Annotated in this window: 13 protein-coding genes; 12 read left to right on the forward strand and 1 reads right to left on the reverse strand. The window is 44.7% G+C overall.

Annotated elements, in window-relative coordinates; translation table 11 throughout:
* Positions 1-345 precede the first annotated feature (345 nt).
* The 11 genes from CXF82_RS02610 (at position 346) to panP (ending at position 18,230) form a co-directional block, all read left to right on the forward strand.
* Positions 346-2,598 (forward strand): multiheme c-type cytochrome, encoded by a 2,253-nt coding sequence (locus CXF82_RS02610; protein WP_145991649.1) that lies wholly within the window; start codon positions 346-348, stop codon positions 2,596-2,598.
* A gap of 466 nt (positions 2,599-3,064) precedes the next feature.
* Complete coding sequence (locus tag CXF82_RS02615) at positions 3,065-5,263, forward strand: OmcA/MtrC family decaheme c-type cytochrome (protein WP_102043629.1); 2,199 nt, start codon at positions 3,065-3,067, stop codon at positions 5,261-5,263.
* Positions 5,264-5,620: 357 nt separating this feature from the next.
* On the forward strand, positions 5,621-7,636 hold the full coding sequence (locus CXF82_RS02620) for an OmcA/MtrC family decaheme c-type cytochrome (RefSeq protein WP_102039653.1): 2,016 nt from the start codon (positions 5,621-5,623) through the stop codon (positions 7,634-7,636).
* Between the two features lie 105 nt (positions 7,637-7,741).
* Entirely contained in the window at positions 7,742-8,731 is a 990-nt protein-coding gene (locus CXF82_RS02625) for a DmsE family decaheme c-type cytochrome (protein WP_101093613.1), read from the forward strand.
* A gap of 13 nt (positions 8,732-8,744) precedes the next feature.
* Positions 8,745-10,862, forward strand: coding sequence for an MtrB/PioB family decaheme-associated outer membrane protein (locus tag CXF82_RS02630; protein ID WP_101093614.1), 2,118 nt, complete (start codon positions 8,745-8,747; stop codon positions 10,860-10,862).
* A gap of 167 nt (positions 10,863-11,029) precedes the next feature.
* A complete protein-coding gene (locus tag CXF82_RS02635; RefSeq protein WP_102039654.1) occupies positions 11,030-11,605 on the forward strand; it encodes a hypothetical protein in 576 nt (191 codons plus the stop codon).
* A 29-nt stretch (positions 11,606-11,634) separates the two neighbouring features.
* Positions 11,635-12,246 carry a uracil-DNA glycosylase family protein gene (locus tag CXF82_RS02640; protein WP_102039655.1) on the forward strand — a complete coding sequence of 204 codons (612 nt, stop codon included), beginning with the start codon at positions 11,635-11,637 and terminating at the stop codon, positions 12,244-12,246.
* 37 nt (positions 12,247-12,283) lie between these two features.
* A complete protein-coding gene (locus tag CXF82_RS02645; protein ID WP_101093617.1) occupies positions 12,284-13,435 on the forward strand; it encodes a sugar diacid recognition domain-containing protein in 1,152 nt (383 codons plus the stop codon).
* A gap of 268 nt (positions 13,436-13,703) precedes the next feature.
* Positions 13,704-15,062 (forward strand): GntP family permease, encoded by a 1,359-nt coding sequence (locus CXF82_RS02650; RefSeq protein WP_102039656.1) that lies wholly within the window; start codon positions 13,704-13,706, stop codon positions 15,060-15,062.
* A gap of 169 nt (positions 15,063-15,231) precedes the next feature.
* Positions 15,232-16,389, forward strand: a complete 1,158-nt coding sequence (locus CXF82_RS02655; RefSeq protein ID WP_102043626.1) for a glycerate kinase — start codon at positions 15,232-15,234, stop codon at positions 16,387-16,389.
* Between the two features lie 194 nt (positions 16,390-16,583).
* Complete coding sequence (gene panP, locus CXF82_RS02660; protein WP_102043627.1) at positions 16,584-18,230, forward strand: pyridoxal-dependent aspartate 1-decarboxylase PanP; 1,647 nt, start codon at positions 16,584-16,586, stop codon at positions 18,228-18,230.
* Between the two features lie 78 nt (positions 18,231-18,308).
* On the opposite strand, the gene CXF82_RS02665 is transcribed toward panP, so the two are convergent.
* The gene (locus CXF82_RS02665) at positions 18,309-18,944 is read right to left on the reverse strand and encodes a class I SAM-dependent methyltransferase (protein ID WP_101093621.1); all 636 of its coding nucleotides are present in this window, start codon (positions 18,942-18,944) and stop codon (positions 18,309-18,311) included.
* A 956-nt stretch (positions 18,945-19,900) separates the two neighbouring features.
* Here CXF82_RS02665 and CXF82_RS02675 point away from each other — a divergent pair.
* Positions 19,901-20,230, forward strand: coding sequence for a YfbU family protein (locus CXF82_RS02675; RefSeq protein WP_102043628.1), 330 nt, complete (start codon positions 19,901-19,903; stop codon positions 20,228-20,230).
* Positions 20,231-20,348: the final 118 nt, after the last annotated feature.

A 20,348-nucleotide genomic window follows, 5' to 3' on the forward strand; every position in this document is an offset into this window, starting at 1 on the left:
CCAAAGATCGCCATAAAAATTGATTTCAATCAACAACCATCGTGAAACCATCTTCAACCTTCAGCTAAAATTAAGCTTTGGCGAGCCAAGCTTAACCCATTATTAATTCCCTGTGCTGCAACGCCACAACTACCTGTTAAATAACAACTTAAAAAACAATTAACATTTTATAACGACTAAAAGATATACCTCACATTTAGCTGTATTGATTTATAGCGAGCTACCTCTTTTGGGTAAGATCAAGGTGAGGAAGCCCCTCACGCTTAAGAGGTAAAAAACCTCACAGCAGATAAAACCTATGCAGGGAATAAAATGATGATAAATCGGTATAAATTAGCAGCAGCTGTGAAATCAGCAATCGGCATTAGCGCACTCTCTTTTGCGCTTGCGGGTTGTGGCAGTGATGGTGAAAATGGTGAAGATGGCAATAATGGTGAGATTGCAGTGCACATTAACGATGTAACCGCAGTTAAAACCCAAGTTGAACTTGCCAGCTACGATGAAGCAAACTCCACCCTTACAATAGAGTTTAACTTTACTAACCTAAACGGCGTTGCCGTTACCGGACTAGAGGAGCTAACCGATCCATTCCGCGTTAGCTTTGGTCGTATGGGAACGCGAGCAGAAGCATTTTTGCCTTACGAGATCACCGATTCAGAAGGCAATAGCAGCACTGTAGATTCACGTGCCGATGGTGAACGTGAAATTTGGCTGTCATATCGTAACAAGCAAAAAGACACATTGGTCACTGGAACAGATAACTGGCGCCCGAACCGTAATTGCCAAGAAGGACTAGAATGTCTTGAGTATCTTGGTAGTGGTAAGTACCGCATTACAGCGCCCGATATCATTGATACTAAGAGCCTAGATTACGGTTACGATGCCACTCAGGTTCAAGGTGTATACCTAATGACCTATGGCGCTGGTGCCAATAAGGTTAAGCATGTTGAGTCATACTACTGGGAGCCAACGACAGAGCAATCGGTTAGCTCACCTAAGTTAGTACTAGAAAGCCAAACGTGTACCAGCTGCCATGTTGGCGAAGACCACATCCGTCATGGTAACTATGGCAATACGGCCGATGGTTGCCTGTTCTGCCACACTGACTACACTCAGTATTCTGGTGCAGGCACAGATGAAGAAGGTAATGAAGTTAACTTCACCGTCGATGGATCCATTAAAGGACTGGTTCACGCTATTCATACTGGTGCGACAGAAAGTGATCGTCGTGCATTAGGTAAGTTTGACACTGTCATTGGAAACGCCGCTAAAAACCCTGTTTTTGGCTATAAATATGACCGGACTACACAAGTTGATGAGGAAGGCAATCCGTTAAAGCCAATCAACTACCCTGCCGCTACCGCCAACTGCGAAAGCTGCCATGTGCAGTACACTGAAACAGCAGAAACACTGCCTGAAAATGTAACGGTGCACGCGCTAGATTGGTTTAAAGATATGGATGCCGATAGCTGTCAAAGCTGTCACGGCGATTACCACTACGGTGGCCGTACTACAACTGATGACAGTGGCACCGCATATATCGGTTGTGTCGATTGCCATACCTCAAACGATGGTAACACTCGCGGTGGCGCCTTCCGTCACTTCGCCGGACACGATAAAGATAGTCGTGAATCAGCAAAAGAAGCGGGTAAGCTCATCGAAACAAGCTACAGCAATATTATGTGGAATACAGAGGTGGCAGAGCTTAGCTTCACCGTCAACTTAATGATGGGTGAAGAAGTTGTTAGCGCTAGTTACGTACCTAGACTGACGATTTATGCCAATGCTGTTGATGCTGTTAAGCCGGACGCTTTTTTAGCATCACGCGCTAGCAGTACTGTAACTGCAAATGACGATGGTAGTTTTAATGTTGTCGTTGATGCAACACCTGCTGGCTATACGTTACCAGCATTAGCTAAGGCGATTGACAATGGCGCAGACTTAGCGCTATCAGCAAGCTTCAGTGCCTGCTTCAAGAATAAAGCGTCAACCTTGGTTGAACTCGATTCTGAGGGCAACTGCAGTGGGATCCTTAGCGCCAATGCAGCAACAACTGAGTTCTTAAAGCTTGATGGTACTGCAGGGGTCGAACGTGCAAGTGCGGTAAATTATGACAACTGCGCAAGCTGTCACAACAATGACATGGTCGTTCGAAAAGGCGCTAGTCACTACCGAAACGCAGACCTTCACACTTGTGCACAGTGTCATGAAGCGGGTGATTACAATAGCATGATCGTCCGAGTTCACGGTACATTCGGTAAAGCTCATGGTCGTGAAGATGTCCAGTCTTTAGTCGATACTAAAACCTGTACCGCATGTCACGATAATAGCGATTACAGCTTAGAGAATGCACGTTCAACACCAATGCGCTGGAACCGTAAAGACGAAACTTTCTCTAGCCCACAAGCTGGGGTTTGTGCATCGTGTCACGTATCTAGTAGCTACGATATCGGTGGCGGTAAAGATTCAGCCAAATCACACATCGAGGGGATGGGTGGCGTAGTAGCTGGCACTTATACTGAAGCGATGCTGAATAGCGAATCATGTCTAACATGTCATAATGCAGAAAAGGTCGCAGAGAACCACATGCTTAAATAATTTAAGTATGTTGACACCGACTAACACTCTCAAAAAGTGGTAGAAGGTACTACAAATACAAAGGATGAGGAACTCGCTTTCTCATCCTTTTTTTATTTTTAAGCTACTATTTTGCTCCTATTAAAAATCCACCTCAGTAACACTTTATTTATTTGGTGACAGCGACTTAAATACTGTTACTACATCCAACACCAAACCAACAGAGCATCAACATTCCGCCTTTTTAGGTCGCCTCATTCTTAATCAAAAATTAAAATAGTCCTAAAAACGCACTTTTTTGTATACCCCTAAAGAAATAGTCAGATCTTAATCACATAAAGCGGCTAAAACACCTGCTAAAAACCTCCCTCTTCGTTAGCCTTAGAGATGGAAATAAAATTCCGCACACTAATTGTGGGTTAATGAGATTTGTTCTCAACTTATATCCATTTTGGTGATGATTAAAAAACTATTGCAGGGACAAAAAATGATGAAATTGTTTAACTTAAGCGCAGCTTCAAAAGCGCTACTAACAGCCGGAGTGCTTTCACTAGCAGTGTCAGGTTGTGGTGGCGATGATGGTAAGAAAGGCGAAGACGGCGAAAATGGTGTTGTTGGTGTTAATATCGACGCAGCAAAAAGCGTAAATGCCATATTCACTAATGCAACCGTAGAGACTGGCGCGGTAACTGTTGAATTCACACTTGAAAATGACAACGGTGTCGCGGTTCTTGGTTTGACCAAAGATCACGACTTACGTTTCGGTATTGCGCAACTTTCTCATGTCACCGAGACAATGGGTGACACACAGGCCGATAGAGGCTATCAATGGCAAGCCTATATCAATTCTGAAAAAGCTCCCAATCCAGACTGGGTTCCTGAAGGTGAGTCAGATATCACCCCGTCTATACAGTTCCAGGCTAACGTAGAAAAAGCTGGCGACTGTGATACCTGTTTCGTCGATAACAAAGATGGTACCTACACATACACTTTCCAACAAAATATTGGCAATGTTGCTGAACCAGTAGAAGTCATTTACGACGCTGACAATACTCAGCGTGCCACTATCGAACTTGATCTTCCAAACTTTGCAGCAAATGCTAATTACGACTGGCAGCCATCAACTGGCACGACCGACGGTATTCAAAGTCGTGACGTCGTTTCTATTGAAGCATGTTACACCTGCCATCAACCAGAGAGCTTAGAGCTCCATGGTGGCAGACGGGTTAACCTTGAAAATTGTGCCTCTTGTCATACTGCAACTTCAGGCGATCCTGAAAGTGGCAACAGTGTTGACTTCACCTATATGATCCATGCGATTCATAAGGGAAGTGACAGAATGACCAGCACGCCAGACGGCATGGTTCCTGCTCCATATAAGGTTATCGGATATGGCGGCGGCGTTCATGATTACGGCAAGGTGATGTTCCCGCAAGGACCTGCTGCTGATTGTAGTTCTTGTCACGTTGAAGGTGAAAGTGCGCCAGCCAATGCTGATCTATTTAAAGCTGATTTGAGTAATACAGCTTGTATCGGTTGTCATACAGAAAAACCATCTCAAAATCACAGCAGTACAAACTGCGTTTCTTGTCATAACTCTACCGACACCTATGGTGGAACTGGCAGCGCGGAGAAACGTCACGGTGATGTACTAAAAGCCTACAACGATGCTAAAGCAATGAGCGTTGATTTTAGTAACATTGGTTTGGATGATGCTGGGAAGTTCAGCTTCGACGTTCAAATTATCGATGCTGATGGTGCTCCTATTGCTGGAGAGTTTATCAATCAAGGTACTCGAGTTGTCGTGGCTTGGGATAGCGATAAAGACTTCCCTGCATACGCAGAGGCATCTTACAGCAACCGTCGTATCAAACTTAACGAAGGTACATACGATGCAGGTACTAAAACCTTCACTATCGTAGGCGAAAATTTCAATATGCCAAACGATGCGATAGGTAAGACATTTGAGCTTTGGTCAGCGGTAGAAGTTTGCTTTAACAAAGGCGGCTACGGCGTTGATGAAGTAGTGATGACAGAGTGTTCTGATAAGACACGCTCTATCGAAGTTAAAGATGCACCTTACCACTTTGTCTGGTCTGGTACTGGTGAAGCAACCGATGCTGAAGCTATGATGCGTCGTGACATTATCGATGCCACTAAGTGTCAAGGTTGTCACAATCAAGAGGTTTACCATTATGACAATGGCGTTAACTGCCAAACTTGCCACACCTCTGATAAGTCTGTTAAAGAGTCAGTAAGAAATTCTGGTGAATATGACAAACCTACCAGCTTTGCTTATAAAGCTCACCATGCAGATGGTCACTACCTTAAGTATGCTGGTCTTGGTTCTGAAACAGTGATGAAGACTGATTGCTTAACTTGCCACACTGCTGAAGATAGCAAAAATAAAATCGAGAACGGAATTACCTTAGGTCGATCTCCTGAGCGTGTATGGAACTATCCAAACCTAGAAACTAAAGATAAAATGGGTATTTGGGTTTCTTCTGACGCAGGTACATGCTTAAGCTGTCACCAAAAGTATCTAAGTGAAGCAGGCAAATCTCATATCGAAACAAACGGTGGTATCTTGGATGGTACAGATTCCGCTGATGTTCTTGGTAGAGCAAAAGAAGCTTGTGCTACATGTCACTCTCCAGAGCAAATTATGGAGCTACACGGTAACTAGTTTTTATCGATAAGTAGTCACACTGACTACCACTAAAAAGGGAGGCTTAGCCTCCCTTTTTTAATGAGAGTCATTCTCACATCATCAATACTCATTTTATTACATATTTCGGATATTTATCGCGCATTTATTGATATTGATTCGGCTTTAGCAACCCTCACCAATACCTCTTTAGAAATAGAAAGATCCACGTCACACATTGGCACCTGCTATGCAGATTTTCGCCTTGCATTACGTTAGCCTTTCATTGGGGAATCTTATTTCCAGCATTGACTTAAACGGCAATTAAAAAATTACAGTCGGTCTACATAATCGGACCACACGTTTAGGCAGTGCCAAAACCTATGCAGGGAAAAAATGATGAACGTAAATAAATCTAAAATTGCGCTGCTCCTAGCAGCAAGCGCTGTATCAATGGCCTTAACCGGCTGTGGCGGCGACGATGGCACTGACGGTAATCCTGGCAACCCAGGTGGCCCAGCAGCTGACTACATCAACACACTAAATCTTAAAGTCACCGACGTGACTTATAATGACGGTGTGCCAACAATCAATGTCTTCGCAACCAATGAAGAAGACATACCCGTTGTTGGTCTAACAGCTTTTGAAGTTAAAGCTGTTGCACAGCTTCTACCTCAAGGTTCAACTGGAGCAGGTGATAACGCCCAGTGGCAGAAGATTGGTTCAAACAAAGAGTTTACCGATAATAAAGACGGTACATATAGTTTCACCATTCCTGTTGAAGGTTATAACTCAGCGCTAACGCAACGCTACAACGTCATCGCAAGTGCCTCGACACTCGCTGATGGTGTGACCAGTGTGCCACGTACTGAGCTATCTCAAGATTTCTCTGGTGACGGCTACGCAGCTCTTTACACTAAAAACATTGTTTCAACTGAAACGTGTAATACCTGCCATGCTGTTGGTGAGAAAATTTATCACGGCTACACCTCAGTAGAAACCTGTACCTCGTGTCATACTCCTGGGTTGGCTGACAGTAAAGGCAAGCCAGAGGTTGACTTTGATCATCTTATTCACAATGTTCATAACTCAGCTAAAGGCTGGAAGGCTGACAGAACTACTGGTGACTTTACTAAAGACGCAGTAAAAGCTCAGAGTATCGTTCAAGACAACTGTCAAACTTGCCACGTTGAACCAGAAGCTGACAGCGGTGAGCTAACGGAATGGGGCAACTGGTCACGTATTCCTACAATGGAAACTTGTACTAGCTGTCACACAGGTATCGATTTTGTCGCAGGTAAAGGTCACTCACAACAGGCTGACAACTCAAACTGTGTTGCTTGTCATAGTGCCAGCTGGACAGCTGAACTACACACTAGCGGCTTCAGTGACACTAAAGCGCTAATCGACACTTACGGCATCAACGTTGCGTCTACAATTGATAGCACAACTCAAGCGGCAACAATTAGTATTCAAGTTGTTGACTCTAGTGGCGCTGAAGTTGATATCAGCACCATCCTGCCAATGGTGCAGCGTTTTGAAGTTATCACTAACGTCGGTCCAAACAACGTAACCCTAGGTTACGGTGGCAAAGACTCTATCAATGCGATTAAGAACGGTGTTGTTGATACTAATGCCGCTATCGAAGATGGTAAGTTAGTCTACTCAACAACTAAAGACCTTAAGCTTGGCGCTGTTGGCGCTGACGACGAAACAGCCTTCACCTTTGTTGGTTGGGCTATGTGCTCTGCTGACGGCGAATTTGTTAAATGTGATGATCCTGATTTCGATGGTAATGACACTGACAAATACACAGGTATGAAAGCCGATCTTGCTTTCGCTACCCTTTCTGGTGAAGCGCCAAGTATGCGTCACGTTGACTCTGTTAACTTTAGCGCATGTGCAACATGTCATAGTGCTGAGTTCCAAGTCCACAAAGGTGGTCACCATGCTGGTTTCGTTATGTCAGAGCAACTTTCTCATAGCAAAGATGCTAACGACCAACCGATCATCGGTGTAGATGCTTGTGCAGCTTGCCACACTCCAGACGGTACCTATGCTGGCGGTGTAAACATGGGTGCATTGGAGACTAAACTCCATAAGACTCACAGCCAAGGTGATTACGCGGTAATCCCAGGAATGAACTGTGACCAGTGTCATAACGATTTCAACCGTGATGCCTTTAAGAAAAAAGGCGCGATTGCAACTGCTGGTGGTCAATACACTACGCCTATCGCGGCAACTTGTGCTTCTTGCCACAGCTACAACATGGACAAGTTCAAGACACACGTTGAAGGTCAAGGTGCATTAGTCAACGTATCTAAAGAGGAAGCGACGAACGCTGCTCAACTAGAAACGTGTTTCTACTGCCATGCGCCAACTCCAGCGGATCACACTGCGGTTAAGATGTAATTTGTACACCACTTAAAACAACTTTGAAAATTAAAAAGTGTTGAAATCGGGGGGGAGTCCTCTCCCCCACTTTCACTAAGTTTGTGCAAGTTTAGGAAATCGATTATGAAGATCACCAAGAAACTAAAAACCTTACTTCCAGCGCTATTAGCATCGGCAGTACTTTCACTTAGCTTTGCTCACACTGCAATGGCTTCTAAGTGGGATGCGAAGATGAGCCCTGATGAAGTTGAAGCCACACTCGACAAGAAATTCGCCGAAGGCAAATACTCGCCAAAAGGCGCAGACTCTTGCCTTATGTGTCACAAGAAGTCAGAAAAAGTCATGGCCATCTTTGACGGTGTTCACGGTTCTATAGACTCAAGTAAAAGTCCGATGGCAGGCCTTCAATGCGAAGCGTGTCACGGCCCAATGGGTAAACATAACCGTGGCGGCAACGAGCCGATGATCGCTTTTGGTCCAGACTCTACGCTAATTGCTGAAAAGCAAAACAGTGTTTGTATGAGTTGTCACAAAGATGACAAGCGTATGGATTGGAATGGTGGACACCATGACAATGCTGATATTGCTTGTGCTTCTTGTCACTCAATTCATGCAGCCAAAGATCCAGTATTATCAAAAAATACTGAAATGGAAGTCTGTACTAGCTGTCATACCAAACAGAAAGCCGACATGAACAAACGCTCAAGCCACCCAATGAAATGGGCCCAAATGGTCTGTAGCGATTGCCATAACCCACATGGATCAATGAGTGATTCAGATCTCGTTAAGCCTAGCGTTAACGAAACCTGTTACTCATGCCACGCAGAGAAACGTGGCCCAAAATTGTGGGAGCATGCACCCGTTACTGAGAATTGTGTTACTTGTCACAACCCTCACGGCAGTGTAAATGAAGGCATGTTAAAAACGCGTGCTCCGCAACTGTGTCAACAATGTCATGCCAGCGATGGCCATGAAAGCAGAGCTTACATGGGCAATACAGGACAAGGTTCGAGTGTCGGCGATAATGCCTTTACTGGTGGCCGCAGCTGTCTAAACTGTCATAACCAGATCCATGGTTCAAACCATCCATCTGGCAAGCTGTTCCAGCGCTAACGGAGACGAGAAGATGAAATTCAAACTAAATTTAGTCACCCTCGCCCTACTTGCAAGTGCTGGTGCAATTGTACCTAGCGTCGCAATAGCAGCTGACGGTTACGGTATTCAAAATGCGAATACCACTAAAGTAAAATTCGATAAATGGGCTTGTAAACGTTGTGCAGTCGAAACCGGTTATAGCGGCACTGTGGGTGTCGGTGTAGGTTACAACGACAGTAGCGATATTCATTCAGCAAATGCGTTTGCCGCTGAAGATGAATTCGCAGCTAAAGTTGATGCTGACCTTAAATACTCAGGTAAAAGCGGTTACCAAGCCTCTATCGAAGCTGATAATCTCGGCATGGAAAATGGCCGAGCTGATATCAATGTCGGCAAAGCGGGTCAATACAATCTAAACCTAAATTATCGCCAGATTGCTACCTACAAAACGGATAGCGCCATGAGTCCTTACCAAGGAGTTGGCAGTGATAACCTAACCCTTCCTGGTGATTGGGTAAACGGCGGTAGCACTGCGGACATGACCAACTTGAACTCAAGCCTTAACCCGCTTGAGCTATCGCTAAAACGTAAGCGAGCTGGGTTAGGTATTGACTACGCGTTTGTCAATCAGCAAGGTGAGTCTTTATGGAGCACCTACATCAATTATATGCGTGAAGACAAAACCGGCCTTAAACAAGCTTCTGGTAGCTTCTCAAATCAATCGATGATGATTGCTGAACCTGTTGATTACTCGACTGATACGCTTGAAGCGGGTATTCGTTTTGGCGGTGACAATTGGTTTACAGCGCTAAATTACAACGGCTCTATCTTTAAGAATGAGTACAGTGAGCTGTCTTTTGATAATGCCTTTAGCCCAACGTTTGGCGCACAAACGACCGGCTATATGTCACTTGATCCAGATAATGAAGCACACACAGTATCGTTAATGGGTCAATATGTAGCAGGCAAAACGATCATCAATGGCCGAGTTCATTATGGTCAAATGACGCAAGACCAAGACTACAGCAGCTCAGGCTACGGCTATCAAATGCCGACAGAGTCACTCGACGGTAAAGTTGAAACCACGGGCGCCACACTTAAAGTTGTGTCACGTATTACTCGTCAACTCCGTTTAAACGCGAGTTACGATTACAACGACCGTGACAACCAGACCAACATTGAAGAGTGGACGCAAATAAGTATTGACTCAACAACGGGTCAAGCAGCTTACAACACGCCTTACGACATCACCACTCACAAAGCTAAGTTAGGAGCTGACTACCGTCTTGCTCGTGGCCATAAACTTGAAGGTGGATTTGACTACCGTAAAGATGAGCGTAACTACCAAGACCGCGAAACCACCGAAGAAAGCACTGTTTGGGCGAAGTACCGCGTCAGTGCCTTTGATAAGTGGGACATGTGGGTTAAAGGCAGTTATAGCGACCGTGATGGTTCTGAGTATCAAGCATCAAAATGGACTTCAAGTGAGTCAAACGACTTGCTGCGTAAGTACAACCTAGCGGATAGAAGCCGTACTCAAGTTGAAGCGCGTGTTACACACAGCCCAATTGAGACGCTGACTATCGACTTTGGTGCGCGTTATGCGCTCGACGATTACAGCGACACACAAATCGGCTTAACTGAATCGAAAGATATGAGTTACGATGCAAGTGTCAGCTATTTGCTCACTGAAGACATGACATTGACGGCGTTCTACAACCGTCAAAACATCGATTCAGATCAAGCAGGTAGCACCAACTTCTCTAGCCCAAATTGGTATGGCGTTGTTGAAGATCAAGTCGATGTGGTTGGTACCGGTTTTAGCTACAACAACCTTATGGAAAAGAAACTGCGTTTAGGTGTTGATTACACTTACTCAGATTCGAATAGTACCACCCAAGTTACCCAAGGTATTACGGGTGATTACGGCGATTACTATGCCAAAGTCCATAACGTTAATGTTTACGCTTTATACCGTGCAACGGACAAGATGGACGTACGCGTAGACTATAAGATGGAAAATTATAAAGATAACGACGCTGGCAATGATATTGCGCCAGACGGGATCTGGAACGTGTTAAGTTTTGGCAGTAACAGCCATGACTACAACGCGCACCTCATCATGCTTAGCATGAGCTACCGTCTGTAGTCGTTAGCCTTTCGTTAAAAACCCGCAATCGCGGGTTTTTTTATGCCTCTAAAATAAGGTTTATAGCCTGACGTAGATCTAAATCTAACGATTTACTCGGCTTTCATCTTGAAGTTAGGCTCACTTTAAGCGATTGTAAGCCATCTCTTCGATTACTAAGACTCCCGATGACCCGTATGCCCTCTTTGCTCAAGCCTTTTCTCTGTTTATGTCTGTTAGCGCCTATGCCTGCATTCGCGTTTCAATCCGACACCACCAATATATTAATGCTGGCAATCTCGCTTGGCGGCTTTTGTTTTTTTAATCTGCTGTTAACTGGCTTATTCTATTTCACAGGTCAATACCACAGCAGACGTTTTGCCAAAATCCATACACTGATCTCGCTGTTACCTGCACTATTAACCTTTATATTAGCGATAACTTACATCGAAGGCGCCGGTGCTATTTCACTCAATATCGGTGTGATCATTGTCAGTATTGCGTTGAGTATACTGCCAGTACAACTGAGCCCGACAGCTAATGCACCTACTGATAAAACACCGTTAATTCTCGCGACCGTCGCATTATTGCTCATGGTTGTTGCCTATTATGCCGCGCCACTGACCATATTTGCCTTGGCCATCGCTCATGTTGCAGCGTCAAGTCGTGGCACGCTAAGTGTCAAACTGCTGAGCTACGCTACACTCATCACAGGCTACAGCTATTTAGGGTATTGGGCTTATCAAATTGCGCTGCACAGCTAAATGCATCGTCACTGAGTCCGCCTCCACTTATGCGAGAAAATGCTAACTTCACCAATTTACTTAGCCAAGTAAAGCAATGTCAGCTTTGTGCTAAGCACTTGCCGTTTGCGCCCAAGCCTATTGTGCAACTTGCCAGCAATGCAAAAATACTGATTGCTGGCCAAGCGCCAGGGCAAAAGACACACCATAAAGGGCATCCTTTTGACGATGCCAGTGGCGAGCGTCTCAGGCTTTGGCTAGGGGTTACGCGAGAACAATTTTATAACCCCGATCTGTTTGCCATTCTGCCGATGGGGTTTTGTTTTCCTGGCAGTTACACAACAACCGATAAGAAAAGTGGCGATAAGCCACCTCGTCCCGAATGCGAAGCTGCATGGCGACAACCTTTGCTCAATGAACTACACAATGTTGAATTAACCCTACTGGTGGGCCAATACGCTATTGAGTGGCATCTAAAGCGCAAATTAACCGTCACCCACGCAGTAGAACAATGGCAAACCTTATGGCCACACACGTTAGTCATGCCTCACCCAAGCCCAAGAAACAACATTTGGCTAAAGCGTCACCCCGAGTTCGAACAACAAATCATCCCCAAATTGCAGCAACGTGTCGCCACGCTTATCAGTCCAGAGCAAACCTAAACCGTTCAATTACAGCTCAGTTTAATTAGGGGTATCAATGTATTTTTTAGATGGCTTACTTGCCAAACAGATAGTCAATCGAACCATGAAAATCATTGGTCACAACATCAATGTAATGAATAAACACGGCATTATATTGGGCTCAGGCGATCCCCATCGAATTGGTGAGGTGCATGAAGGCGCATTACTGGCCATTAGCCAACAAAGAACCGTTGCAATTAGCCATGCGAGTGAAGACACCTTACAAGGCGTCAAAGCGGGGATTAATCTGCCTCTGCATTATAAAGGCGACATCATTGGTGTTATTGGCATCACCGGTGACCCCAAAGAGCTCGGTCATTACGGTGAACTCCTTAAAATGACCGCCGAAATCATTGTTGAGCAAGCCAACTCCCTTGAACTGGCACAATGGCAATACCGTCAAAAAGAGGAGTTGATCATCGATTTGATTAAGTCCGACGGTGCATTTACCTCACATCAGCTAAACTGGGCGGCGCAGCTCGATATCAACTTAGACACCCCTCGTGTTGCGGCCATTATTCAGGTGCAAGCGGACGAAGAGGAAACCTCGGCTAATTCGATGCTAAAACAGATATTGCACTTACTGGAAAATCCGTCGCGCGGTAACTTAGTCGCCATGACCTCAATGACTGAGCTGGTGATCCTCAAACCTGCTTTTCTTGATGGACAGAAGTGGGATGCAACACTTGAGAGTGAGCGTATTGATCAGCTTATCGCTCGTCTACCGAGTGAAATGAGAAAACGATTAAAAATATCCCTCGGGCATTTCTTTGTGAAACCACAAGAAATTAATCGCTCCTACCAAACCGCTTTAGAGACTCTTTCTATCGGTTCTCAAATGCGCCCTGAGCAGAGTAAATATCTTTATGAAGATTTCTCTCTGTTAGTGCTGTTATCTTCCCTCAAAGATAACTGGCGTGGGCAAGAGCTAGTAAGCCCATATCAATCATTAATCAGTGCCGATAAAAATGGTCAACTGGCTAAAACGTTGACCTGTTACTTACAACATTTTGGCGATCAACAGCAGTGTGCCAATGCGCTGTTTATTCACCGAAACACCTTACGTTATCGACTCGAAAAAATTGAAAAAATCACCGGCAGTAATTTACAGAAATTGGATGGTCTACTGCAGCTCTACCTAGGGCAAGTGATGTTAACCACCCGATAATAGGCTGATGACTCATGTTGCATATCATTCGCTTTGGCTATATGACCTAAACATCAGCCTCAAAGCAAAAAATGTTCAATTGAACAAGAAAATATTTATTTTTAGATATATATCTGTGCATTCAACCAAAGATATACATCCCATCGAACCGCATAATAGCTAAGCCTGAAATCCTATGACCTCGACTCACAATGAGTCGACGTCATATTTGGCTTAAGTAACATCAAACCCTACACATAAATTAAAAATACCCCTACAGGGAAACGCTATGAGCCTCGTAATGATCTTGCTGGCGGTGATTGCATTTATCGTCATCGCTACCTCTAAATTTAAGTTACACCCATTTTTAACCTTAATAATAGCGTCGTTTATTGCCGCTTTTGCCTATGGCCTACCTAGCGCCGATATTGCCAAAACCATCACTTCAGGTTTTGGTGGCATCCTAGGTTATATCGGTCTCGTTATCGTACTAGGTACCATCATAGGTACCATACTTGAAAAAAGTGGCGCCGCCATCACCATGGCAGATGTCGTCATTAAATTACTTGGCACTCGCTTTCCAACGTTGACCATGTCTATCATTGGTTACATCGTCTCTATTCCGGTCTTTTGTGATTCTGGTTTTGTGATTTTAAACTCACTTAAACAGTCTATGGCGAATAGAATGAAGGTCTCTAGCGTGTCAATGAGTGTCGCGCTAGCAACTGGCCTTTATGCCACCCACACTTTTGTACCACCAACACCTGGGCCGATTGCTGCAGCAGGTAACCTTGGGCTTGAATCTAACCTTGGATTAGTGATTTTTGTCGGTGTGTTTGTTGCCGCTATCGCGGCGCTTGCTGGCACCCTGTGGGCGAATCGATTTGCCAATGTACAACCTGATGGTGAAGGCGCAGAAGACCTGTTAACTCAGACTGAAGACTACGAAACACTCAAGCAAAATTATGGTGAACTGCCTAGCCCGATACGAGCATTTGCACCCATTTTCGTGCCGATCCTATTAATCTGTTTTGGCTCCATTGCCAACTTCCCATCAGCTCCATTAGGGGATGGGACACTGTTTGATGTGTTGGCGTTTCTGGGTCAACCGGTCAATGCATTAATGATTGGTCTTTTCCTATCATTGTCACTGCTTAAAAGTAACAACAAAGTCAAAGAGTTCAGCGAGCGTATCAGCCAAGGTCTGGTTGTAGCAGCCCCAATTCTACTTATCACTGGTGCCGGTGGCGCATTTGGCGCGGTACTCAAAGCAACTGAAATTGGCGCGTTTTTAGGCAGTTCGCTGTCGGCATTAGGCGTCGGGATCTTTATGCCGTTTATCGTTGCTGCAGCATTAAAGTCTGCTCAAGGTTCCTCTACTGTTGCACTTGTTGCTACTTCAGCGTTAGTCGCTCCTATGTTGGGTGATATCGGCCTTGCGAGTGACATGGGCAGAGTGCTCACCGTCATGGCGATTGGTGCAGGTGCGATGACCGTATCACACGCCAATGATAGCTTCTTCTGGGTTGTTACCCAGTTTAGCCGCATGAGCGTTAAGCAAGCTTATAAAGCACAAACCATGGCCACCTTAATTCAAGGACTCACCGCCATGACGGTGGTGTATATACTGAGCTTATTCCTTATCTAGGTTTCTTATCTAAGCTCAATTAAAAGGCGAGTGTGCTTACTCGCCTTCCTCCTCATTTGAACAGTCGTGTTAGCACGACTATTCATACTCTTAATAAGACATTTGCCTAGAACAAGGCTAATCGTTCGCTTAAACAGTTTCAGCCTTGCGCTGAAAATAGGAAGACGGCATGAAAATTGTGATAGCCCCCGATTCATTTAAAGAAAGCCTCTCCGCAATGGAAGTGGCTAACGAAATTGAGCGAGGATTTCGCACGGTATTACCCAATGCTGAATATCTCAAAATCCCCGTCGCCGATGGCGGTGAAGGCACCGTGCAGTCAATGGTTGATGCGACTAATGGTCGCCTTATTTGGACGCAGGTTTCCGGTCCATTAGGCCACAAAGTTAACGCTTTTTACGGCATTTTAGGCGACAGTTATCATGGCAATGAAAAAACAGCCGTAATCGAAATGGCCGCTGCATCAGGCTTACATTTAGTCGCTGCAGACCAGCGTAACCCAATGTTAACCACCAGCTACGGCACCGGTGAGCTGATTGTTGACGCGCTTAATCGTGGCATCAAACATATTATTATCGGCCTCGGAGGCAGTGCCACCAACGATGGCGGCGCAGGAATGGCACAAGCACTTGGGGTACATCTTTTAGACGCTGATTCAACCGCCCTAGCGCCAGGTGGTGCGGCCTTAAGTCAGTTACAACATATTGATATTACGGATCTGCATCCACTGGTCTCACAATGCCGCTTTGAAGTGGCTTGCGATGTTAATAATCCGCTTTGCGGTGAACATGGCGCCTCCGCTATTTTTGGCCCTCAAAAAGGCGCGACAACCACCATGGTGCAGCAACTGGACAGTGCCCTAAACCATTATGCAGATGTTATTGCGCATACGGGCATCAAAGACAACCGTCACCTAGCGGGTGTTGGTGCAGCAGGCGGAATGGGGCTCGGCGTTATGGCTTTTCTCAATGCGCAGCTCAAACCGGGTATCGACATTGTGATGAACACCGTTGACTTAGCTAGCCATATTGAAGGCGCTAGCTTAGTGATCACCGGCGAAGGCAAGCTAGATAGTCAAACATTACACGGCAAAACGCCGATGGGAGTTGCGGGGGTTGCCAACCAGTTCAATGTACCCGTTCTCGCGATTGCAGGTTGTGTCAGTGACGATGCAAATGTGTTATTAGAACATGGTTTTACAGCACTATTTTCAATCACGCCACGCGCTTTACCTTTAGCTGAAGTGTTAGCAAACGCCAAAGCAAATCTTTATACCACCAGCAAAAATGTTGCCGCACTTTATTCGCTGTCCATGCCAGTAAAATAGCCTCAAACCACGTCCGATTAAAGGCGCTACGGCGCCTTTTTAGTAAGCTAATCGCAAACTTAATAAGCCGCTGCCAATAATGGCAATTTACTTTTCTACTTGATGCGCTAGAAAGCTTAAAGTAAAGTGAGCATCCCATTTAAAAGACTGATCCAGCACACAATCACTGTGTGGTGAATAGAGATTGTTAGCCGATGACACCAAGACGAGCCACCGCTTCTGAAGAAGCACTACTGAGAATCTTTACCGTTCCAGAAGCCCCCGATTCAACCCTTAGTGTTATTGAACAAAATATCTCACAGAACTTAATGGGTTTTTTACAAGACAGCGTGGTGGCCGTTGAAAAGCCATTGACCGAAATTGAGCTGGATTTTCAACAACACCAAATACCTGCCGCGCCGCAGTTTGTCTCAGACTATGCTGACGACATGATGAAGACGCTAGTCGCGCATTCAGTGCATACCTCAGCACCCAGCTTTATTGGCCACATGACATCTGCTCTGCCCTACTTTGTATTGCCGCTATCTAAAATGATGGTGGGGTTAAATCAAAATCTGGTGAAAATTGAAACCTCAAAAGCGTTTACGCCATTAGAGCGTCAAGTTTTGGGGATGATGCATCATCTTGTTTATGAAGAGAATGATGATTTTTATCAGAGTTGGATGCACAGCGCTAACGTTTCATTAGGCGCGTTTTGCTCAGGTGGTACCGTCGCTAATATCACTGCTCTATGGACTGCACGTAACCAATTACTTAAAGCAGATGGTGAGTATCGCGGCGTTGCAGCTCAAGGCGTGATTAAAGGGCTACGTCACTATGGATTTGATGATTTAGCGATTTTGGTCTCTGAACGTGGCCATTACTCATTATCTAAAACGGCTGATTTACTCGGGATCGGCCGCGAAAACATTGTTCAAGTTCCGACTTCAAACGATAACAAAGTCGATGTCGTACAGATGCGAAAAATCGCTGCCAAGCTTGCCGAAGACAATATTAAAGTGATGGCCATTGTGGGTGTTGCGGGAACAACTGAAACCGGTAATATCGACCCATTAAATGCATTAGCAGACTTAGCAATAGAGCTTAACTGTCACTTTCATGTTGATGCCGCATGGGGGGGCGCTAGTCTATTATCTAAAAAGTACCGTCATCTATTAGCCGGAATTGAGCGGGCTGATTCAGTGACTATCGACGCTCACAAGCAGATGTATGTGCCCATGGGCGCAGGAATGGTGATTTTTAAAGATCCCACTTTTGCCAATGCTATTAAACACCACGCCGAATACATACTCAGAAAAGGCTCAAAAGATTTAGGCAGCCAAACGTTAGAGGGATCGCGTCCCGGCATGGCAATGCTAGTCCATGCTTGCCTGCAAGTTATTGGCCGCGATGGTTATGAAATACTGATCAACAACAGTCTAGAGAAAGCGCACTACTTTGCGAGCTTAATTAACAAGCATACTGAGTTTGAATTAGTGTCCAAGCCTGAGCTTTGCTTATTAACCTACCGATATGTTCCGCAGGTGGTGCAAACGGCGATGGCAACGGCGCGAGCTAACAAGGATGTACAAAAGCTGACTGAGTTTAATGAATTATTGGATGGCTTAACTAAATTTGTGCAGAAACGTCAGCGTGAACAAGGCACCTCATTTGTCTCACGCACCCGTATTAATCCTGAGAACAAGCAGCTGATGGAGATCAAAGCCGTGGTGTTTCGAGTCGTGTTAGCCAATCCACTCACGACCCATGAGATTTTACAGCAGGTACTTGCCGAGCAAACGGTTATCGCCTCTCAAGACAATACCTTTTTACCTAAACTAATGGCGTTAGCTCAACTATAACAAAGCCTGTGATTGCTAACTGCCAACGCCATAGTTGTTATTGATAACGCTTGTTCAATAGCGCTTATTAAACGGCTCTTATTCTGAGTCTAGCCGAGCGGTGATAAACAGGTCTGTGACTTCACCCATCGGGCTAGCTTGTTGTTTGCGTTGTAGCGCCAACAATTTAAAGCCTCGACGATTCAGTGCCGGCACTAACTGCTCCGCATGATGAAAGTAAGTAAAGACCTTATCACCATCACTTGAAGTATCTTCGCGCACGTTCGGGCATTCCCCCTCCATGGTACTCAGATACAAAATTCCTCCAAGTTTAAGGCGCAGCGCCGCGGCATCAATCAGCGCTATTGCCTCCAGCCTATCAAGATAAGGTAAACAGAAACCACACATAATGGCATCGAACTGCTCTTCAACGCGGTTTAAATGGCGGCTATCTAGCTGCAGAACCTCTATCTTGGGGTTGTTTTTCTTGGCCAACATCAGCATGTTGGGTGCTAGATCCGTTGCTAATATCGACAAATTTGGTTTTTCAGATAATAACATTTGAGTGATATTGCCCGGCCCGCAAGCCAGCTCTAACACGCGAGCATCATCGGTGGGTAAATGGCTAATAAAAGAATCAAAGGTGTCTGAATACATAGCAAGATCCATGTATTTATCCTGATACCTTTGAGCCAGCTTATCAAAGGTATTAACCGATATTTGATTATTATCCATTCGCTATTCCCTAGCACTCAGTGCTTATCACTTATACCGCTTTTGATTAATTAATCATCTACACTAGCTTGCAAGAGGCTGATTTACAACTGCTAGATGATCTCCTGTTTAATGTCCTGTTCAATATCATTTTAAGTGAAAACAATACCCCACAAGTTGACTCATTCCGCTCGACATGGTCAAAATGCCAAGAGAGATATTAGTTGGCAAAAAATCAGAGCGGGTAATATCCCGACGTTCTTTATTGCAGGTGGGGCCGACTTATATCAGCCACCGTCAATGATGAGAGCTGCTGTGGCGGAAATACTAGGCAGTCAGACGCAGGGTATGCCGTGAAGTGAAGTGGGAACAGCCTGAATTATCTATTCAAGCCTAATGCTTCCGAAGGGACATTTGATGTCGATGGATTTACAAATGCCGCGGTGGCATGGTCAATGGAACCACCATTGCCAAAAGCCAGCTCGTTTATGCCCCTTTATGTGTTATCTCCAGTAATTTGTCCTATGCAGCACTGACTTATTTGTAATACTTTTTCTCATCAGTCGGAAGGTTATGGGTTCCGTCTAGCGAAAACCTTTTAGTTAACCAATGCTTGTGCTTTTATACAGTAGTATCGGTTTTGTGCAGTTAATCTCTTAATTTTGCGCAATCAGTTCACGGTTTGCTATTGAGTGAAAAGAAAAAGAGGCGTAAATTCAGTTAGATGAAAGTGTGCATTCATGAAAAGTTCAGATAACCGGAAAGCAAAGTGTGCGACTCACTTTTCTCCCTAGGTGTATTGGATACAATCTTAAGCGTAAATGTTTAATAATCTGTTATTAATGAATTTTTCAAACTTTTTACTGTGCACGCTTTCTCAACATGGCTTGGCAAAACGCGCAAGCCGTATATACAAATGTTAACTTGCATTACCCTCGCAAATTTTGTGAGCTTCTAAATCAAAGGAATAGGATTAAATGACTAACTCCCCCGAATCGATATACGACTTTTTAATGGACTTATTTACATTATACCGTCGATGTAACGATTTAAACGTTGAACATTCGTTTGCAAAATTTAAAGGATTTGATGTTACTGATGAGAGTGATTTCATTGATTGTGTTAAGCATATTTTTATAAATGAAGAAAAATTTCAAGAGCAAAAAGAATACGTTTTTTCTGCGGATAACATGGTTAGTAAGACCCCAATGCTGGATAAGTATCAAAGAATGCTTTCCGAACGAAGAAGGATTTGTCAAAACTGGGAATTTAACGTAGAAGATGCTCATAAAATATTAGGTGCATAATAAGACTGCAAGTTAACAAGTTGCTCAAACGGACACGTACAGTTTGCTCGCGCTCCGCGCATTTTAGCAAATTGTACTTAGCCGCTTAGCAAAGCGTTATATTCTTTTGCATTAGAGG

The sequence above is a fragment of the Shewanella sp. GutDb-MelDb genome (assembly GCF_002836075.1).
GTDB lineage: Bacteria > Pseudomonadota > Gammaproteobacteria > Enterobacterales > Shewanellaceae > Shewanella.